Source organism: Salinibacterium sp. CAN_S4, assembly GCF_015752305.1.
Lineage (GTDB): Bacteria > Actinomycetota > Actinomycetes > Actinomycetales > Microbacteriaceae > Rhodoglobus.
In genome coordinates this window covers 219,842-234,745 of the sequence record NZ_JADOVB010000003.1, presented here as the reverse complement: position 1 = coordinate 234,745, position 14,904 = coordinate 219,842, and the positions used below count along the sequence as shown (strand labels likewise).

The 14,904-nt window shown below is 65.1% G+C and carries 19 protein-coding genes; 18 read left to right on the top strand and 1 reads right to left on the bottom strand.

What is annotated here, in order from left to right; all coding sequences use genetic code 11:
- The first annotated feature begins 13 nt into the window (after positions 1 to 13).
- The 11 genes from infA to glmM all read left to right on the top strand — a co-directional run bounded on the left by infA (position 14) and on the right by glmM (position 7,842).
- Positions 14 to 235, top strand: a complete 222-nt coding sequence (gene infA, locus IWX81_RS10100; protein ID WP_097060179.1) for a translation initiation factor IF-1 — start codon at positions 14 to 16, stop codon at positions 233 to 235.
- A 125-nt stretch (positions 236 to 360) separates the two neighbouring features.
- Positions 361 to 477, top strand: a complete 117-nt coding sequence (rpmJ, locus tag IWX81_RS10095) for a 50S ribosomal protein L36 (protein WP_199281181.1) — start codon at positions 361 to 363, stop codon at positions 475 to 477.
- Positions 478 to 642: 165 nt separating this feature from the next.
- Entirely contained in the window at positions 643 to 1,017 is a 375-nt protein-coding gene (rpsM, locus tag IWX81_RS10090) for a 30S ribosomal protein S13 (protein WP_097060181.1), read from the top strand.
- A gap of 42 nt (positions 1,018 to 1,059) precedes the next feature.
- Positions 1,060 to 1,458 (top strand): 30S ribosomal protein S11, encoded by a 399-nt coding sequence (gene rpsK, locus IWX81_RS10085; protein WP_097060182.1) that lies wholly within the window; start codon positions 1,060 to 1,062, stop codon positions 1,456 to 1,458.
- 158 nt (positions 1,459 to 1,616) lie between these two features.
- The gene (locus tag IWX81_RS10080) at positions 1,617 to 2,609 is read left to right on the top strand and encodes a DNA-directed RNA polymerase subunit alpha (protein ID WP_097060183.1); all 993 of its coding nucleotides are present in this window, start codon (positions 1,617 to 1,619) and stop codon (positions 2,607 to 2,609) included.
- A 39-nt stretch (positions 2,610 to 2,648) separates the two neighbouring features.
- Entirely contained in the window at positions 2,649 to 3,233 is a 585-nt protein-coding gene (gene rplQ, locus IWX81_RS10075; RefSeq protein ID WP_199281180.1) for a 50S ribosomal protein L17, read from the top strand.
- 101 nt (positions 3,234 to 3,334) lie between these two features.
- Positions 3,335 to 4,354, top strand: a complete 1,020-nt coding sequence (gene ligD / locus IWX81_RS10070) for a non-homologous end-joining DNA ligase (RefSeq protein WP_199281179.1) — start codon at positions 3,335 to 3,337, stop codon at positions 4,352 to 4,354.
- Between the two features lie 26 nt (positions 4,355 to 4,380).
- On the top strand, positions 4,381 to 5,301 hold the full coding sequence (truA, locus tag IWX81_RS10065; RefSeq protein ID WP_199281178.1) for a tRNA pseudouridine(38-40) synthase TruA: 921 nt from the start codon (positions 4,381 to 4,383) through the stop codon (positions 5,299 to 5,301).
- A gap of 155 nt (positions 5,302 to 5,456) precedes the next feature.
- Positions 5,457 to 5,903 carry a 50S ribosomal protein L13 gene (rplM, locus tag IWX81_RS10060; RefSeq protein WP_199281177.1) on the top strand — a complete coding sequence of 149 codons (447 nt, stop codon included), beginning with the start codon at positions 5,457 to 5,459 and terminating at the stop codon, positions 5,901 to 5,903.
- A 39-nt stretch (positions 5,904 to 5,942) separates the two neighbouring features.
- Positions 5,943 to 6,458, top strand: a complete 516-nt coding sequence (rpsI, locus tag IWX81_RS10055; protein ID WP_097060188.1) for a 30S ribosomal protein S9 — start codon at positions 5,943 to 5,945, stop codon at positions 6,456 to 6,458.
- Between the two features lie 22 nt (positions 6,459 to 6,480).
- Positions 6,481 to 7,842, top strand: a complete 1,362-nt coding sequence (glmM, locus tag IWX81_RS10050; protein ID WP_199281176.1) for a phosphoglucosamine mutase — start codon at positions 6,481 to 6,483, stop codon at positions 7,840 to 7,842.
- Here glmM and coaA read toward each other — a convergent pair.
- On the bottom strand, positions 7,839 to 8,786 hold the full coding sequence (gene coaA / locus IWX81_RS10045) for a type I pantothenate kinase (RefSeq protein ID WP_199281175.1): 948 nt from the start codon (positions 8,784 to 8,786) through the stop codon (positions 7,839 to 7,841). The two genes, glmM and coaA, sit on opposite strands and share 4 nt — an antisense overlap.
- A gap of 56 nt (positions 8,787 to 8,842) precedes the next feature.
- Between coaA and glmS the strand changes: the two genes are divergently transcribed.
- Genes glmS through tsaD form a run of 7 tightly spaced genes read left to right on the top strand, consistent with a single transcriptional unit; the run spans position 8,843 to position 14,836 of the window.
- Positions 8,843 to 10,711: a glutamine--fructose-6-phosphate transaminase (isomerizing) gene (glmS, locus tag IWX81_RS10040; protein ID WP_199281174.1), complete on the top strand. Its 1,869-nt coding sequence runs from the start codon at positions 8,843 to 8,845 to the stop codon at positions 10,709 to 10,711.
- A 33-nt stretch (positions 10,712 to 10,744) separates the two neighbouring features.
- On the top strand, positions 10,745 to 11,116 hold the full coding sequence (locus IWX81_RS10035) for a holo-ACP synthase (RefSeq protein WP_199281173.1): 372 nt from the start codon (positions 10,745 to 10,747) through the stop codon (positions 11,114 to 11,116).
- Positions 11,116 to 12,198 (top strand): alanine racemase, encoded by a 1,083-nt coding sequence (gene alr, locus IWX81_RS10030; protein ID WP_199281298.1) that lies wholly within the window; start codon positions 11,116 to 11,118, stop codon positions 12,196 to 12,198. Before IWX81_RS10035 ends, alr begins: the two co-directional genes overlap by 1 nt.
- A 35-nt stretch (positions 12,199 to 12,233) precedes the next feature.
- Positions 12,234 to 12,680 (top strand): tRNA (adenosine(37)-N6)-threonylcarbamoyltransferase complex ATPase subunit type 1 TsaE, encoded by a 447-nt coding sequence (gene tsaE, locus IWX81_RS10025; protein WP_199281297.1) that lies wholly within the window; start codon positions 12,234 to 12,236, stop codon positions 12,678 to 12,680.
- Positions 12,664 to 13,299 (top strand): tRNA (adenosine(37)-N6)-threonylcarbamoyltransferase complex dimerization subunit type 1 TsaB, encoded by a 636-nt coding sequence (gene tsaB, locus IWX81_RS10020; RefSeq protein WP_199281172.1) that lies wholly within the window; start codon positions 12,664 to 12,666, stop codon positions 13,297 to 13,299. Before tsaE ends, tsaB begins: the two co-directional genes overlap by 17 nt.
- On the top strand, positions 13,296 to 13,778 hold the full coding sequence (gene rimI / locus IWX81_RS10015) for a ribosomal protein S18-alanine N-acetyltransferase (protein WP_199281171.1): 483 nt from the start codon (positions 13,296 to 13,298) through the stop codon (positions 13,776 to 13,778). Before tsaB ends, rimI begins: the two co-directional genes overlap by 4 nt.
- Positions 13,775 to 14,836, top strand: coding sequence for a tRNA (adenosine(37)-N6)-threonylcarbamoyltransferase complex transferase subunit TsaD (gene tsaD, locus IWX81_RS10010; protein ID WP_199281170.1), 1,062 nt, complete (start codon positions 13,775 to 13,777; stop codon positions 14,834 to 14,836). The genes rimI and tsaD overlap by 4 nt, the downstream gene beginning before the upstream one ends.
- Positions 14,837 to 14,904: the final 68 nt, after the last annotated feature.

Below are 14,904 nucleotides of genomic sequence, written 5' to 3'. Positions count from 1 at the left end.
CGACGAAGAGGCTATGGCCAAAAAAGACGGTGTCATCGAGATCGAGGGCGCAGTAGTCGAAGCTCTACCCAACGCGATGTTTCGTGTTGAGTTGACCAACGGCCACCGTGTACTTGCTCACATCTCGGGCAAAATGCGACAGAACTACATCAGGATCCTCCCGGAGGACCGTGTGGTTGTGGAGTTGAGCCCGTATGACCTGACCCGCGGCCGCATTACCTATAGATACAAATAGGCCTGCCGCTACAAGTAGTGCCGTGACGGACATCGCCGAAGGGTTGTGCCCCACGGACATCGCGCTGGAAAGTAACGACTCGTGGCATCCCACGAGTACGAAGACAGCGAGTGCAAGGAACGACAATGAAGGTAAACCCCAGCGTCAAGCCCATCTGTGACCACTGCCGCGTCATCCGCCGCAATGGAAACGTCATGGTGATCTGCAAGTCCAACCCGCGTCATAAGCAGCGTCAGGGCTAACAGTCTCACCAGCTCGGCCAGAGTTACAGCAGCACAGTTACAACTGAACAGGAACGGCAGAAGCAGAAGGCGCAATCGTGCAGACGATTGCGCCGGACACCACCGGTTGGAGGCCGGCGCACAGGTTCTGTCCCACACCTCCACTCACTCACAGGAGAAGCCACCATGGCACGTCTAGCAGGCGTCGACATCCCGCGCGATAAGCGCGTTGAGGTCGCACTGACTTACATCTACGGTGTTGGCCGTACGAGGGCCCTCAAGACCCTCGCCGACACCGGCATCAGCGGTGAGATCCGCGTCAAGGATCTGACCGATGAGCAGCTCATCGCACTTCGCGACTACGTCGAGGTCAATTTCAAGGTAGAGGGTGACCTCCGTCGTGAGGTTGCCGCTGACATCCGCCGCAAGGTCGAGATCGGCAGCTACCAGGGAATTCGCCACCGTAAGGGCCTGCCCGTTCACGGACAGCGCACCAAGACCAACGCTCGTACCCGCAAGGGACCGAAGCGCACCGTAGCCGGCAAGAAGAAGGCCCGATAGCGAGCACTGCTCGCGTCGCCATACACGTTTTAGGAGAACACCATGGCAGCACCAAAATCGGCCGTTCGTAAGCCGCGCAAGAAAGAAAAGAAGAACATCGCGCTGGGCCAGGCCCACATCAAGTCGACGTTCAACAACACCATCGTGACGATCACCGACCCCACGGGCGCGGTCATCAGCTGGGCATCGTCGGGCACCGTCGGCTTCAAGGGATCGCGTAAGTCGACCCCGTTCGCCGCACAGCTCTCCGCCGAGTCGGCAGCACGCCAGGCGCAGGAGCACGGCCTCAAGAAGGTCGACGTCTTCGTCAAGGGACCGGGTTCAGGTCGCGAGACCGCGATCCGCTCACTTCAGGCCGCTGGCCTCGAGGTCGGTTCGATCAACGACGTGACACCGCAGGCGCACAACGGTTGCCGCCCGCCCAAGCGCCGCCGCGTTTGACCTCCTGGGCTGATGGCCGCACGCACGAGCATGCTCGTCGCGCGGCCATCAGCTCCCGCTTTCCGCATAAATAATTCACAACTCAACAGATCGACGGGCCAGCCACTCGTCGCGCCTCAAGTGTCATATAGCGGACACTTTGCCGAAAGGAATCACCAGTGCTCATCGCACAGCGCCCCACTCTTGCTGAAGAGAACATCTCCGAGTTCCGCTCGCGCTTCGTAATCGAGCCGCTTGAACCCGGTTTCGGTTACACACTCGGAAACTCACTGCGTCGTACGCTGCTCTCCTCGATCCCGGGAGCTGCCGTCACGAGCATCCGCATCGATGGCGTGCTGCACGAGTTCAGCACCGTTCCCGGTGTCAAGGAAGACGTCACCGAGGTCATCCTGAACATCAAGAACCTCGTCGTCTCGAGCGAGCACGACGAGCCGATCACCGCCTACCTGCGCAAGCAGGGCGCGGGCGAGGTCACCGCAGCCGACATCTCGGCTCCGGCCGGCGTCGAGATCCACAACCCCGACCTCGTCATCGCGACGCTGAACGACAAGGCGAAGTTCGAGCTCGAGCTCACGATCGAGCGTGGCCGCGGCTACGTGTCGGCAACCCAGAACCGCAGCGAGTTCAGCGAAGCCGGCCAGATCCCGGTCGACTCGATCTACTCGCCCGTGCTGAAGGTCACCTACCGCGTCGAGGCAACTCGTGCCGGTGAGCGCACCGACTTCGACCGCCTGGTCGTGGATGTCGAGACCAAGAATGCGATCACCCCGCGTGACGCCGTTGCTTCGGCCGGTCGTACGCTGACCGAGCTGTTCGGTCTCGCTCGCGAGCTGAACAACGCAGCCGAGGGCATCGAGATCGGCCCGGCTCCTGTTGACGCAGTGCTGTCGAGCGAGCTCAGCATGCCGATCGAAGACCTCGACCTCTCCGTGCGCAGCTACAACTGCCTCAAGCGTGAGGGCATCAACACCGTGAGCGAACTCGTCGCACTGTCGGAGACGCAGCTCATGAACATCCGGAACTTCGGCCAGAAGTCGGTAGACGAAGTGAAAGACAAGCTCGTCGAGATGGGGCTGTCGCTGAAAGACAGCGTTCCCGGATTCGACGGAGCCCACTTCTTCGGCGGCTACGACGACGAAACCCCCGCGTAAGCGTCTCACCACACACTTCTGATACTGGAGAACTAGAAAATGCCTACACCCACAAAGGGACCCCGCCTCGGCGGAGGGCCGGCCCACGAGCGACTCATGCTCGCGAACCTGGCTGCAGCCCTGTTCACACACAAGAGCATCAAGACGACCGAGACGAAGGCCAAGCGCCTGCGTCCCGTCGCCGAGCGACTGATCACCTTCGCGAAGAAGGGCGACCTGCACAACCGTCGTCGCGCGCTGTCGATCATCGGCGACAAGAGCGTCATCCACGAGCTCTTCACCGAGATCGCGCCGCTGGTCGAACTGCGTGACGGCGGATACACCCGCATCACGAAGCTCGGATTCCGCAAGGGCGACAACGCCTCGATGGTTCAGATCGAGCTCGTGCTCGAGCCCGTGAACCCGAAGCCGAAGTCCGCGAAGAAGACCGCAGCAGCCAAGGCTGACGCTGCAGTTGCCGACGAGACCGTTGCTGAAGAGCCTGTTGCTGACGAGCCTGTGGGCGACGAGGCGGCTGCCGACGAGATCGTCGATGCCGCCTCGACCGACACGACTGACGACGCAGCGACCGAGGCTCCGGCCGAGGATGCCGCTGACGAGGCTCCTGCGAAGGACGCCAAGTAGCACCACGCTTCAGGTTCGGCCCCGCTTTCGAGCGGGGCCGAACGTCGTTAAGGTGCTGCTTTGTGAGCCTGCCGGGGGCGGTACAGGCGTAGTTTGGACGCATGGCCAGCGACGCGATGATGGTGCAGGTTCCCGGCCCCCACGGGCAGCGCGAGATCCGCGTCTCGAGCCCGTCGAGGGTGCTATGGCCGGAGCAGGGCATCACGAAACTCCAGCTCGCTGAGTACATGATCGCGGTCGGAGAGGCCTTCGTCCTCGCCAACGGCGACAGGCCGGTGTCCCTTCAGCGATTCTCGGCAGGGATCGATGGCGAGGCGTTCTTCTCCAAGAATCCGCCCAAGGGTGCACCCGACTTCGTTCGGAGTGTCCCCGTCGTCTATCCCAGCGGACGTTCGCATCCCCAGCTGGTCATCGACGAGCCGGCGGCGGCAGTGTGGGCCGTCCAGATGAACACCATCACGTTTCATCCGTGGCCGTCTCGCGCCGAGGACAGCGACAATCCGGACCAGTTCCGTATCGACCTCGACCCTCAGCCGGGGACGGATTTCAGGGATGCCTCGAAAGTTGCCGTGGAGTTACGCGCTGTCATGGCGGAAGCGGGGCTCACGGCGTTCATCAAGACGTCAGGAAACAGGGGCATCCACGTTTTCGCGCCGATCGTGCCCGACCACGAATTCCTTGATGTGAGGCACGCGGTCATCGCGGCGGCACGGGAGCTGGAGAGGAGGATGCCGTCAGAGGTGACGACGTCGTGGTGGAAAGAAGAGCGCGGCGAGAAGGTATTCGTCGACTACAACCAGGCGAATCGGGATCGCACCATGGCGGGCGCATACAGCGCGAGACCGCTTCCCCTCGCCCCGGTCTCGACACCGCTCGAATGGTCGGAACTGGATGCCGCTGATCCACGGGACTTCACGGTTCTGACCGTGCCGGGCAGGCTGACGTCCGTGGGCGATCCCTGGGAGCACTTCGCGAACGATCCGGGCGATATCTCCACCCTGCTCGAATGGTGGGAGCGTGACCTCGGGGATGGACTCGGTGAGCTGCCCTTCCCGCCCGACTTTCCGAAGATGCCGGGGGAGCCACCCCGGGTGCAGCCCTCACGGGCGAAGAAGCGCTAGGTGCCCCCTTCCCTTACAATCGCACAGTGGTCGACCCCTTAGAACCCTCCGCTGCCACTACTCGGTTGCGCGTGGCCATCGCTTACGACGGCACCGACTTCACCGGGTGGGCGCGCCAACCCGGTATCCGCACCGTTCAGGGCGAGCTCGAGGCGGCGCTCGCGACGGTATTCCGCCGGTTCGGCCCGCCGCCCACCCTGACCGTCGCTGGACGCACGGACGCCGGCGTGCACGCCACCGGGCAGGTGGCGCACCTCGATCTGACCGCAGCGCAGATCGCGCACCTCGCGTCGCCGCACGGCAGGGGAGCAAAATCTCAGCAGCCCACGTCTGCGCTCGCAAAACGCCTCAACGGTATCGCCGGACTGAAGAGCGACGTCTATGTCTCGGCTGTGACTTTTGCGCCAGAAGGGTTCGATGCCAGATTCTCCCCGATCTTCCGCCGATACGAATATCGGATCGCGGATGCCGCTGCCCGCCGTGATCCGCTGCTTCGCCACCACACGGTCTGGTACCCGGCGACACTCGACCTCGACGCGATGAACGCTGCTGCGCGTGAGCTGCTCGGGTTGCACGACTGGGCCGCGTATTGCCGGCCGCGGGAGGGGGCGACGACAATCCGCGAGCTGCAGGATTTCCGCTGGCACCGCGACGACAGCGGGGTCCTCATCGCGCAGCTCCAGGCCGACGCGTTCTGCCACAGCATGGTGCGAGCCCTGGTGGGCTCTGTCGTGTCTGTGGGGGAGTCGAAGCTCGACGGAGAAAGACTGGTGGGCATCCGGAACGACGCCCGCCGCACGAGCGAATTCAAGGTGATGCCCGCAGCCGGCCTCACCCTCGTCGAGGTCGGATATCCTGACGATGATGAGGTCGGCCTGCGTGCCGCGCAGACCCGGGCACGACGCAGCGTCGATGGCGGTTTGACCGGAGGCGTGTCGAGCGCCTAGACTCGACCCTTGGTGTCTGCGCCCCGTGCCTGGCATCCGATCATGAGCCCTCCAGTGTTGTAAAACACGCGGCTGCGTTCCGAGACATCGTCGAGGAACAGGCCACGGAGTGGGATTCACGAACACCTCAATCGATCAATGAAAGCAGCACTATCGTGACGCGTACATTTTCACCCAAGCCCGAAGACGTCCAGCGCGACTGGGTCATCATCGACGCAACCGACATCGTTCTCGGCCGTCTCGCGACCCACGTGGCAGTTCTGCTCCGCGGCAAGCACAAGGCGACCTTCGCTCCCCACATGGATATGGGTGACTTCGTCATCGTCATCAATGCGGAGAAGGTAGCTCTCACCGGCTCGAAGCTCGCCAACAAGAACTACTTCAGCCACTCGGGTTACCCGGGCGGACTGACCGTGACGACGTACTCCGAGATGGTCGCGAAGCACCCGACCCGCGCGGTCGAGAAGGCCGTCCGTGGAATGCTCCCGAAGAACTCGATCGGTCGCGCACAGCTCACGAAGCTCAAGGTCTACGCAGGCGCCGAGCACCCTCACGCGGCTCAGCAGCCCACGCCGTACACCCTTTCCCAGGTCGCCCAGTAGCGCCCGCGCTTCTCACGCACAGAACTAAGGACATATAAATTGGCCAAGATCGAAGACTCCGTCGCCGAGTCAGCACCCGAGAGCTACACCACCGAGACGCCAGCAGGCGGATACTCGACCGAGACTCCCGCTGAGGACGCCCCCAAGGCTCCCCGCGCAGTCCTGACCGTTCCCGGCGCAGCCGTGGGTCGTCGCAAGCAGGCCATCGCCCGCGTGCGCCTCATCCCCGGTGCCGGAACCATCACCGTCAACGGTCGCGAGCTCGCAGAGTACTTCCCGAACAAGCTGCACCAGCAGCTCATCAACGACCCGTTCAAGATCCTCGACCTGCTCGGCAGCTACGACGTCATCGCGAAGATCACCGGCGGTGGCCCCTCCGGCCAGGCCGGTGCACTGCGCCTCGGCATCGCACGCTCGCTCAACCAGATCGATGAAGAGAACAACCGTGCGGCCCTGAAGAAGGCTGGATTCCTCAGCCGCGACGCTCGTGTCAAGGAACGCAAGAAGGCCGGACTCAAGAAGGCCCGTAAGGCTCCTCAGTTCTCGAAGCGCTAAAGCGCCTCGACAACCATCAGGTATGCCAAGGCTCTTTGGTACGGATGGCGTTCGCGGTCTCGCGAATGACGCACTTACCGTCGATCTTGCTCTGAACCTTGCCCAGGCGGCTGCCGTCGTCCTGGGCAAGGGCAGGGTGGCCGACGGTCGTCGTGCATCGGGGCGTCGCCCCGTCGCCGTGATTGCCCGTGACCCCAGGGTCTCGGGAGAATTCATTGCAGCGGCCGTTGCTGCCGGTCTCGCAAGTTCCGGCGTGGATGTGTACGACGCTGGTGTCGTGCCGACCCCGGCGCTGGCGTACCTCGTCGCCGACTTCAAGGCCGACCTCGGGGTCATGGTCTCGGCCTCTCACAACCCCGCTCCCGACAACGGGATCAAGTTCTTCGCCGCCGGAGGCACGAAGCTGCCGGATGAGGTCGAAGACCGCATCGAAGCGATGCTCGACCAGCCGAAGCTGGCACCCAAGGGTGCCGACGTAGGGCGTATCCGTCGCTTCTCGGACGCGGAAGATCGTTACCTCGTCCACCTGCTTTCGACGCTTCCCCACAGGCTCGACGGCATCCACGTCGTGCTCGACTGCGCTCACGGCGCAGCGGCCGGCGTTTCGCCGCAGGTCTTCACGGATGCCGGCGCGAAGGTGACAGTCATCGGTGCAGATCCGGATGGGATCAACATCAACGACGGTGTCGGATCCACGTATCTCGGCCCGCTGTCCGCTGCCGTGGTGTCCCACGGGGCCGACCTCGGAATCGCCCACGACGGTGACGCAGATCGATGCCTCGCGGTCGACGCTGAGGGCAAAACCATCGACGGTGACCAGATCATGGCGATCCTCGCGCTGTCGATGGCAGAGCGGGGCGTACTCAACGACCGCGCGCTGGTGGCGACGGTCATGAGCAACCTGGGACTGCGTCGCGCGATGGCGGCGAACGACATCAGGATGGTCGAAACGGCAGTCGGGGATCGGTACGTGCTCGAGGCACTTGCCGCAGAATCCCTCTCCCTCGGCGGTGAGCAGTCCGGGCACGTCATCATGACGAAGTTCGCGACGACGGGGGACGGCATCCTCACCGGGCTCCATCTCGCCGCCGAGATGGCCAGGACGGGCAAGACCATCGCCCAGTTGGCGTCAGCCATGACGGTGTACCCGCAGGTACTCATCAACGTTCGGGGCGTCGACCACCACGCGCTGAGATCAGACCTGGTCATCGCGGAGGCCGTTGCCGCCGCTGAGGCGGAGCTGGGTGACTCAGGGCGTGTGCTGCTGAGGCCGTCCGGTACAGAGCCCATGGTGCGTGTCATGGTCGAGGCCGAACACCAGGACGTGGCCGAGAAGATCGCCGAGGGCCTTGCGGTCGTCGTGCGCGAGCAGCTCGCCCTCTAGGTTTTTCGAAGCAGAACGCTGGAAACGGCGTGGTTCGAGCCCTTTCGCAGCACGAGCGATGCGCGAGGCCGTGTCGGCAGGATGTTCTTCTCGAGGTTCGGTGCGTTGATGCTTGCCCAGATGCGATGGGCACGCGCGCGGGCCTCATCCTCACTCAGTTCGGCGAACCGATGGAAGTACGACTTCGGGTTGGAGAACGCTCCCTGCTGCAGGCGGAGGAACCGCTCTTCGTACCAGCGGGCGATGTCGCTCGAACGGGCATCCACATAGATCGAGAAGTCGAAGAGATCGCTGACGGCGAGACTGCGGCCCGCCGCCGCTGGCTGCAGCACGTTGAGGCCCTCGATGATGAGCACGTCAGGTGCGTTCACGACGATCTCGGCGTCGGGCACGATGTCGTAGGCGAGGTGCGAGTAGAAGGGTGCACGCACGACGGGTGCCCCGCTCTTGATCTTGCTGACGAATCGCAGCAGGGCCCTGCGGTCGTATGACTCCGGGAATCCCTTGCGCTCCATGAGACCGCGACGTTCCAGCTCGGCGTTGGGAAAGAGAAAACCATCGGTCGTGACGAGCTCGACCCGCGGGGTGTCGTCCCAGCGTGCCAGCAACTCGCGAAGCAGCCTCGCGATCGTCGACTTGCCCACGGCGACGGAGCCGGCAATGCCGATGACGAACGGAGTGCGGGCGGCTTTCTGGCCCAGGAAGGCGGATGTCGCGGTGTGGAGCTTTTGCGAGCCCTCCGCGTACAGGCTCAGGAGTCGGCTGAGCGGCACGTACACTTCCTCGACCTCGACGAGATCGAGTTCGTCGCCGAGCCCGCGGAGCCCGACGATCTCGGTCCGGCTCAGCGGAGTAGTCATCGTGGGGGCGAGGGCAGCCCAATCGGCACGACCCAGCTCGATAAACGGCGAGACGTGGCCGTTGTTGCTGACGGGCTCAGACATCGGCTAAATCCTACCTGTGCGGCGAAGGGGGTCTGAGGCAACTAAAATCGGTGAACATGTGCGGAATCGTGGGTTACGTGGGGAACAAGTCCAGTGGCGACAGCAAGAGCATCGAGGTGTTGCTCGGCGGGCTGAAGAGACTGGAGTACCGGGGCTACGATTCGGCGGGCATCGCGGTCATCGATGAGTCGGGTCACATCGGGAGCCGGAAGCGCGCGGGGAAGCTCCAGATACTCCTCGACAATCTCGAAGACGAGCCCCTCGCGAACGGCATGACCGGCATCGGGCACACCCGGTGGGCGACCCATGGCGGGCCCACCGACCGCAACGCACATCCCCACCTCTCTGCCGACGGAAAACTGGCCCTGATCCACAACGGCATCATCGAGAACTTCGCCGAGCTCAAAGCCGAGCTCGAAGCCACGGGAGCGACGTTCACCAGTGAGACCGATACCGAGGTCGCAGCCCTCTTGGTCGGTCGCGAGTACGACGTGGTCGGCGACCTCACGCTCGCCCTGCGCAACATCGTCGCCAGGCTGGAGGGAGCCTTCACGCTTCTGGTCATGCACGAGAACGAGCCGGGTGTCGTCGTCGGTGCTCGCCGCAACTCACCGCTGGTGATCGGCTTGGGTGACGGAGAGAACTTCCTGGGATCGGATGTCGCGGCCTTCGTCGAATTCACCCGGAGGGCCGTGGCGATCGGACAGGACCAGATGGTCACTATCCGCCCAGAGTCTGTCGAGATCACTGATTTCGACGGCAACGCTGTGGAGGCCGACGAGTTCGATATCGCCTGGGACGCGTCAGCATCCGAGAAGGGCGGCTGGTCGAGCTTCATGGCCAAGGAGATCAGCGAGGAGCCCGAGGCCGTCGCGAACACGATCCTCGGCCGTGTGCACGAAGGACTCGTCTCGCTGAAGGAACTGGATCCGATCGGCGATGAAGCCCTCGCCGGTGTCGATCGCATCGTCATCGTGGCCTGTGGCACGGCCGCCTATGCGGGAATGCTGGGCAAGTACGCCATCGAGGAATGGTCGCGGATCCCCGTGGATGTCGAGCTCTCGCACGAGTTCCGCTACCGTAATCCGATCATCACCGAGCGAACCCTCGTCATCTCGATCAGCCAGTCCGGCGAGACGATGGACACCCTCATGGCCGTGCAGCATGCCACGAAGGCAGGAGCACGAGTGCTGTCGATCTGCAATACTCAGGGCGCCACGATCCCGCGGGAGTCGCACGCCGTCGTGTACACGCACGCCGGGCCCGAGGTCGCCGTCGCATCCACCAAGGCCTTCCTGGCGCAGGTGACCGCGCTGTACCTCGTCGGCCTGCACCTCGGGAGGGTGCGGGGAACACAGACTGACGAGCAGATCCGCGAGAGCGTGCTCGAACTGCAGGCCGTGCCGGAGAAGATCGCCGAGGTGCTGAGCGTCTCGCAGGCCGAGATCGGCCAGCTGGCGGGCTGGATGACGGATACCCAGTCCGTGCTGTTCCTCGGTCGCAACGTGGGCTACCCGGTGGCGCTCGAGGGCGCACTCAAGCTCAAGGAGCTCGCCTACATCCATGCAGAAGGATTCGCCGCTGGTGAACTGAAACACGGGCCGATCGCCCTCATCGAGCCCGGCCAGGTGGTGATCGTGGTCGTCCCCAGTCCGCGTGACCCGCAGTCGCTTCATCCCAAGGTCGTCTCGAACATCCAGGAGATCCGTGCTCGCGGCGCCAGGGTGATCGCCATCGCCGAGAAGGGTGATGCTGCAGTGCTGCCGTTCGCGGATGAGGTCATTCCCATCCCGCTGGCAGGTTCGCTGTTCGAGCCGTTCCTGGCTGTCGTTCCCCTGCACATCTTCGGGATGGAACTGGCCGCGGCAAAGGGGCTCGACGTCGACCAGCCTCGCAACCTCGCCAAGTCCGTCACCGTCGAATGACACCAGAACCGAGAGCTGCGGGGAGCTGACCACGTGATATCCGGGATCGGCGTCGACCTCGTCGACATCGCGCGCTTCGAGCACGGGCTGAAGCGCACCCCGGCACTGTTGACACGGTTGTTCGCCGAGAGCGAACGAAACAAGGACGGCAAGCCCATGCCGTTGCGCTCGCTGGCCGGTCGATTCGCCGCCAAAGAAGCCTTCATCAAGGCGCTCGGTGACTCCACGGGAGTGACCTGGCACGACATGCGGGTCGTCAGCGACGAGCTCGGGAATCCCGGACTCGTCCTGGGCTCCGCCACGCAGGCGATCGCCGACGCGAAGGGCATCACGGCGATCCACCTGTCCATGAGCCACGATGCCGGGATGGCCATCGCCTACGTGATAGTCGAGTCGACTCCGTGATGCGCGAAGCACTCATCGACCTCGGCGCCGTGTCGCGCAACGTCGAGACCCTCAGGTCGTCCGTCGGCAACATGACATCGATGGTGGTCGTCAAAGCCAACGGATACGGTCACGGCGCCGTGCACGCCGCGCGAGCCGCTCTCGACGGTGGTGCGGACTGGCTCGGTGTCGTCGACATCGACGAAGCGCTCGAACTGCGGGCCTCAGGCATCGAAGCTCCCGTGCTCGCGTGGCTGCACGATCCGGAGCAGGATTTCAGTGCGGCCGTAGCGGCGCGGGTCGATCTCGGGGTGAGCTACCTGCAGCAGCTCGATCGGGTGGCCGCGGCATCCGGAGTCGCCCTGGTGCATCTCAAGGTCGATACCGGACTGGGCCGCAATGGTGCGGCGCCGGGGGAGTGGGAGGCGTTCTTCGCTGCGGCCGCCACTCACGAGCGCGCTGGACGCGTCAGCATCCGCGGGCTCTTCAGCCACCTCGCTGGAGTGGATGACGCGCTGCAGGTCGCGTCATTCGAGGTCGCTCTCGCCGCCGCTGCGGCCGCCGGGTTGCGCATCCAGATCGCCCACATCGCGGCGAGCGGAGCCGCCATCGCGACCCCGGGTTCGCGGTTCGATATGGTGCGGCTGGGGATCGCGGCCTACGGGCTGTCGCCATTCAGTAAGCACCTGCCAGGTGCACCGACGCTGACGCCGGCGATGCAGCTCAGTGGCGCCGTCGTCTCCGTCAAGCGCGTCACGGCCGGCACGGGAGTGTCGTACGGCCACGAGTTCGTCGCAGCGAAAGACACGACCCTGGCCCTGGTGCCGCTCGGGTACGGCGACGGCATTCCCCGCCATGGCTCAGGCACCGGTCCGATCAGCATCAACGGCCAGGCCTACACCGTGGCAGGCCGGGTCGCCATGGACCAGGTGGTCGTCGACGTGGGCGATGACGCCGTCGCACTGGGGGATCGCGCGATCTTCTTCGGGGACCCCGCGACGGGCGTGCCCTCCGCGGATGACTGGGCCGCGGCATCCGGCACCATCAACTACGAGATCGTCACCCGCATCGGTGCACGCGTCGTTCGGCGGTATCTCTCGTGAGTGGCGTGTCGCTCGTGATCGAGACGCCGGAGTCGATGGGACAACTGGGTGCAACCCTCGCGGGCCGGCTAGAAGCCGGAGATCTCGTGCTGCTCAACGGTGAACTCGGCGCGGGCAAAACCACCCTCACCCGAGGGATCGGTGAGGCTCTCGGCGTCAGGGGAGCCGTCACCAGCCCCACCTTCGTGCTCGCCCGCACTCACCCTCGCGAGGGCGGTGCACCCCTCGTCCACGTGGATGCCTACCGGCTCGGCAGCGCCGTGGAGCTGGATGACCTCGACATCGATTTCGCGGCATCCATCGTCGTCGTGGAATGGGGCTCCGGCATGCTCGACGGTGTCGTCGACTCATGGCTGGAGCTCGACATCGACCGCCCGCACGGCGGAGACATGGAGGCCGAGGTGGAGCCCAGACAGGTTCGCATCACCGGCCATGGACCGCGCTGGGCGCAACTGGGATGGCTCGATGCTGCTCGCGATTGATACCTCCGCCGGAACCAGCGTCGCCGTGGTGGACCGCGATGGCGGCATCCTCGCCGAGCACTCGTCCGACGACACGCGACGCCATGCCGAGGTGATCGGCACCCTGATTGCGCGCAGTATCGCCGAGGCGGGGATCGAGGTCGCCCAGCTCTCCGGGGTGGTCGCGGGCATGGGGCCGGGTCCGTTCACGGGGCTCAGGGTGGGGATCGCCGCAGCGCGCGCGTTTGCACTCGGTGCCGGAAAGCCGATCATCCCGGCCGTGAGCCACGATGCCATCGCCTTCGGATGCACGGGGCCCACACTCGTGGCGACGGACGCGCGGCGACGCGAGGTCTACTGGTCGACCTATTCCGGCTCGGATGCCGCCGGCCTGCCGATCCGTACGACCGGGCCGAAACTCACCCGGGTGGGCGAGCTCGAGACCAGCGTGGACGGATTCGCGGGGTATCGGCTGCTCGAGGCCGGCACGGTCTCGGCTGGGGCGCTGGGGATGCTCGCGGAGACGATGTTCGCGAACGGCCGCGCCTTCGACGATGCATTCGACGGCCACCCCGGCGCGCTCTACCTGCGCTCGCCCGATGTCACGATGTCCAGCGGCCCGAAGCGGGTCACCTCATGACCTGGCAGTTGAGACGCGCCACGGTCGACGACCTCGACGCCATCATGGACATCGAGACCACGGTCTTCACGACCGACGCGTGGTCGTCGGCGATCATGCGCGCCGAGATCGGGGATCGGCACGGCTACTACGTCGTTGCCTTCCCGCCGGATGCACCGACGCAGATCGACGCATACGCGGGGTTGCGCGCGCCTCTGCGGGAGCCGCAGGCCGACATCCAGACGATCGCCGTGTCGGGGTCCGCCCGCCGCAACGGTCTCGGTCGGGTGCTGATGCTGCACCTGATCTCCGAGGCACGAACGCGGGGCGCGAGGGAGATCTTCCTCGAGGTGCGCGACGACAACCCCTCGGCGCAGTCGCTGTACCTGTCGCTCGGCTTCGAGCAGATCGCGATACGGCCGAAGTACTACCAGCCGGACGGCGTCGACGCGATCATCATGCGCCTGGCCATCCCTGAGCCCGAAGTGAGGGTGGCATGAGACAGCCATTGGTCCTCGGCATCGAATCGAGCTGCGACGAGACCGGTATCGGCATCGTGCGCGGTACAGAACTTCTCGCCAATGTGATCTCGTCATCGATGGATGAGCACGCCCGCTACGGCGGGGTGGTGCCCGAGGTGGCGGCGCGTGCCCACCTCGAAGCGATGGTTCCTGCCATCGAGCAGGCGCTGGCGGAGGCGGATGTCACGCTCGCCGAGCTCGACGCGATCGCGGTGACCAGCGGACCCGGGCTGGCCGGGGCACTCATGGTCGGGGTGGGAGCAGCCAAGGCGCTCGCTGTCGCGCTCGACAAGCCGCTGTACGCGGTGAACCACCTCGTCGGCCATGTCGGAGCAGACCTCATCAGCACAGGACTTGCTGGAGATGGCGAGCCGCTCGACTACCCGACGATCGCCCTGCTCGTCTCCGGTGGGCACACCTCGCTTCTGCTCGTGAGGGACCTCGTCTCCGACGTGGAGCTGCTCGGGGAGACCATCGACGATGCCGCCGGCGAAGCGTTCGACAAGGTCGCACGACTTCTCGGACTGCCATACCCCGGTGGGCCCCACATCGACAGGGTCGCCGTGGGGGGAGACCCGAAGGCGATCAGGTTCCCGAGGGGCCTGAGCCAGCCCAAAGACATGGAAAAGCACCGCTACGACTTCTCCTTCTCCGGGCTCAAGACGGCGGTGGCGCGCTGGGTCGAACGGGAGCAGGATGCCGGCTCCGAGGTTCCCGTCGCCGACGTGGCAGCGAGCTTCCGTGAGGCGGTCGTCGACGTACTGCTCACGAAGGCCGTGGCCGCGTGCACCGACCTCGGCGTGCCGAGACTCCTGCTCGGTGGCGGGGTGGTCGCCAACGCGAGGGTGCGGGAGCTCGCGGCCGAGCGCTGCGCCGCCGCGGGCATCCGGCTGCGCATTCCGCCACTGTCGCTGTGTACGGACAACGGCGCGATGATCGCTGCACTCGGGGCGCAACTGATCATGGCAGGGCACGCGCCCTCGACGCTCGACTTCGGGGCGGATTCCACGCTTCCCGTCACGACGATCCAGGCGTAGCCGCGCAATCGGCCTCGCGGCTGCCCGCGCGGTCGCGTTGACATGCCAGCGGGACGCTGCCACGATGG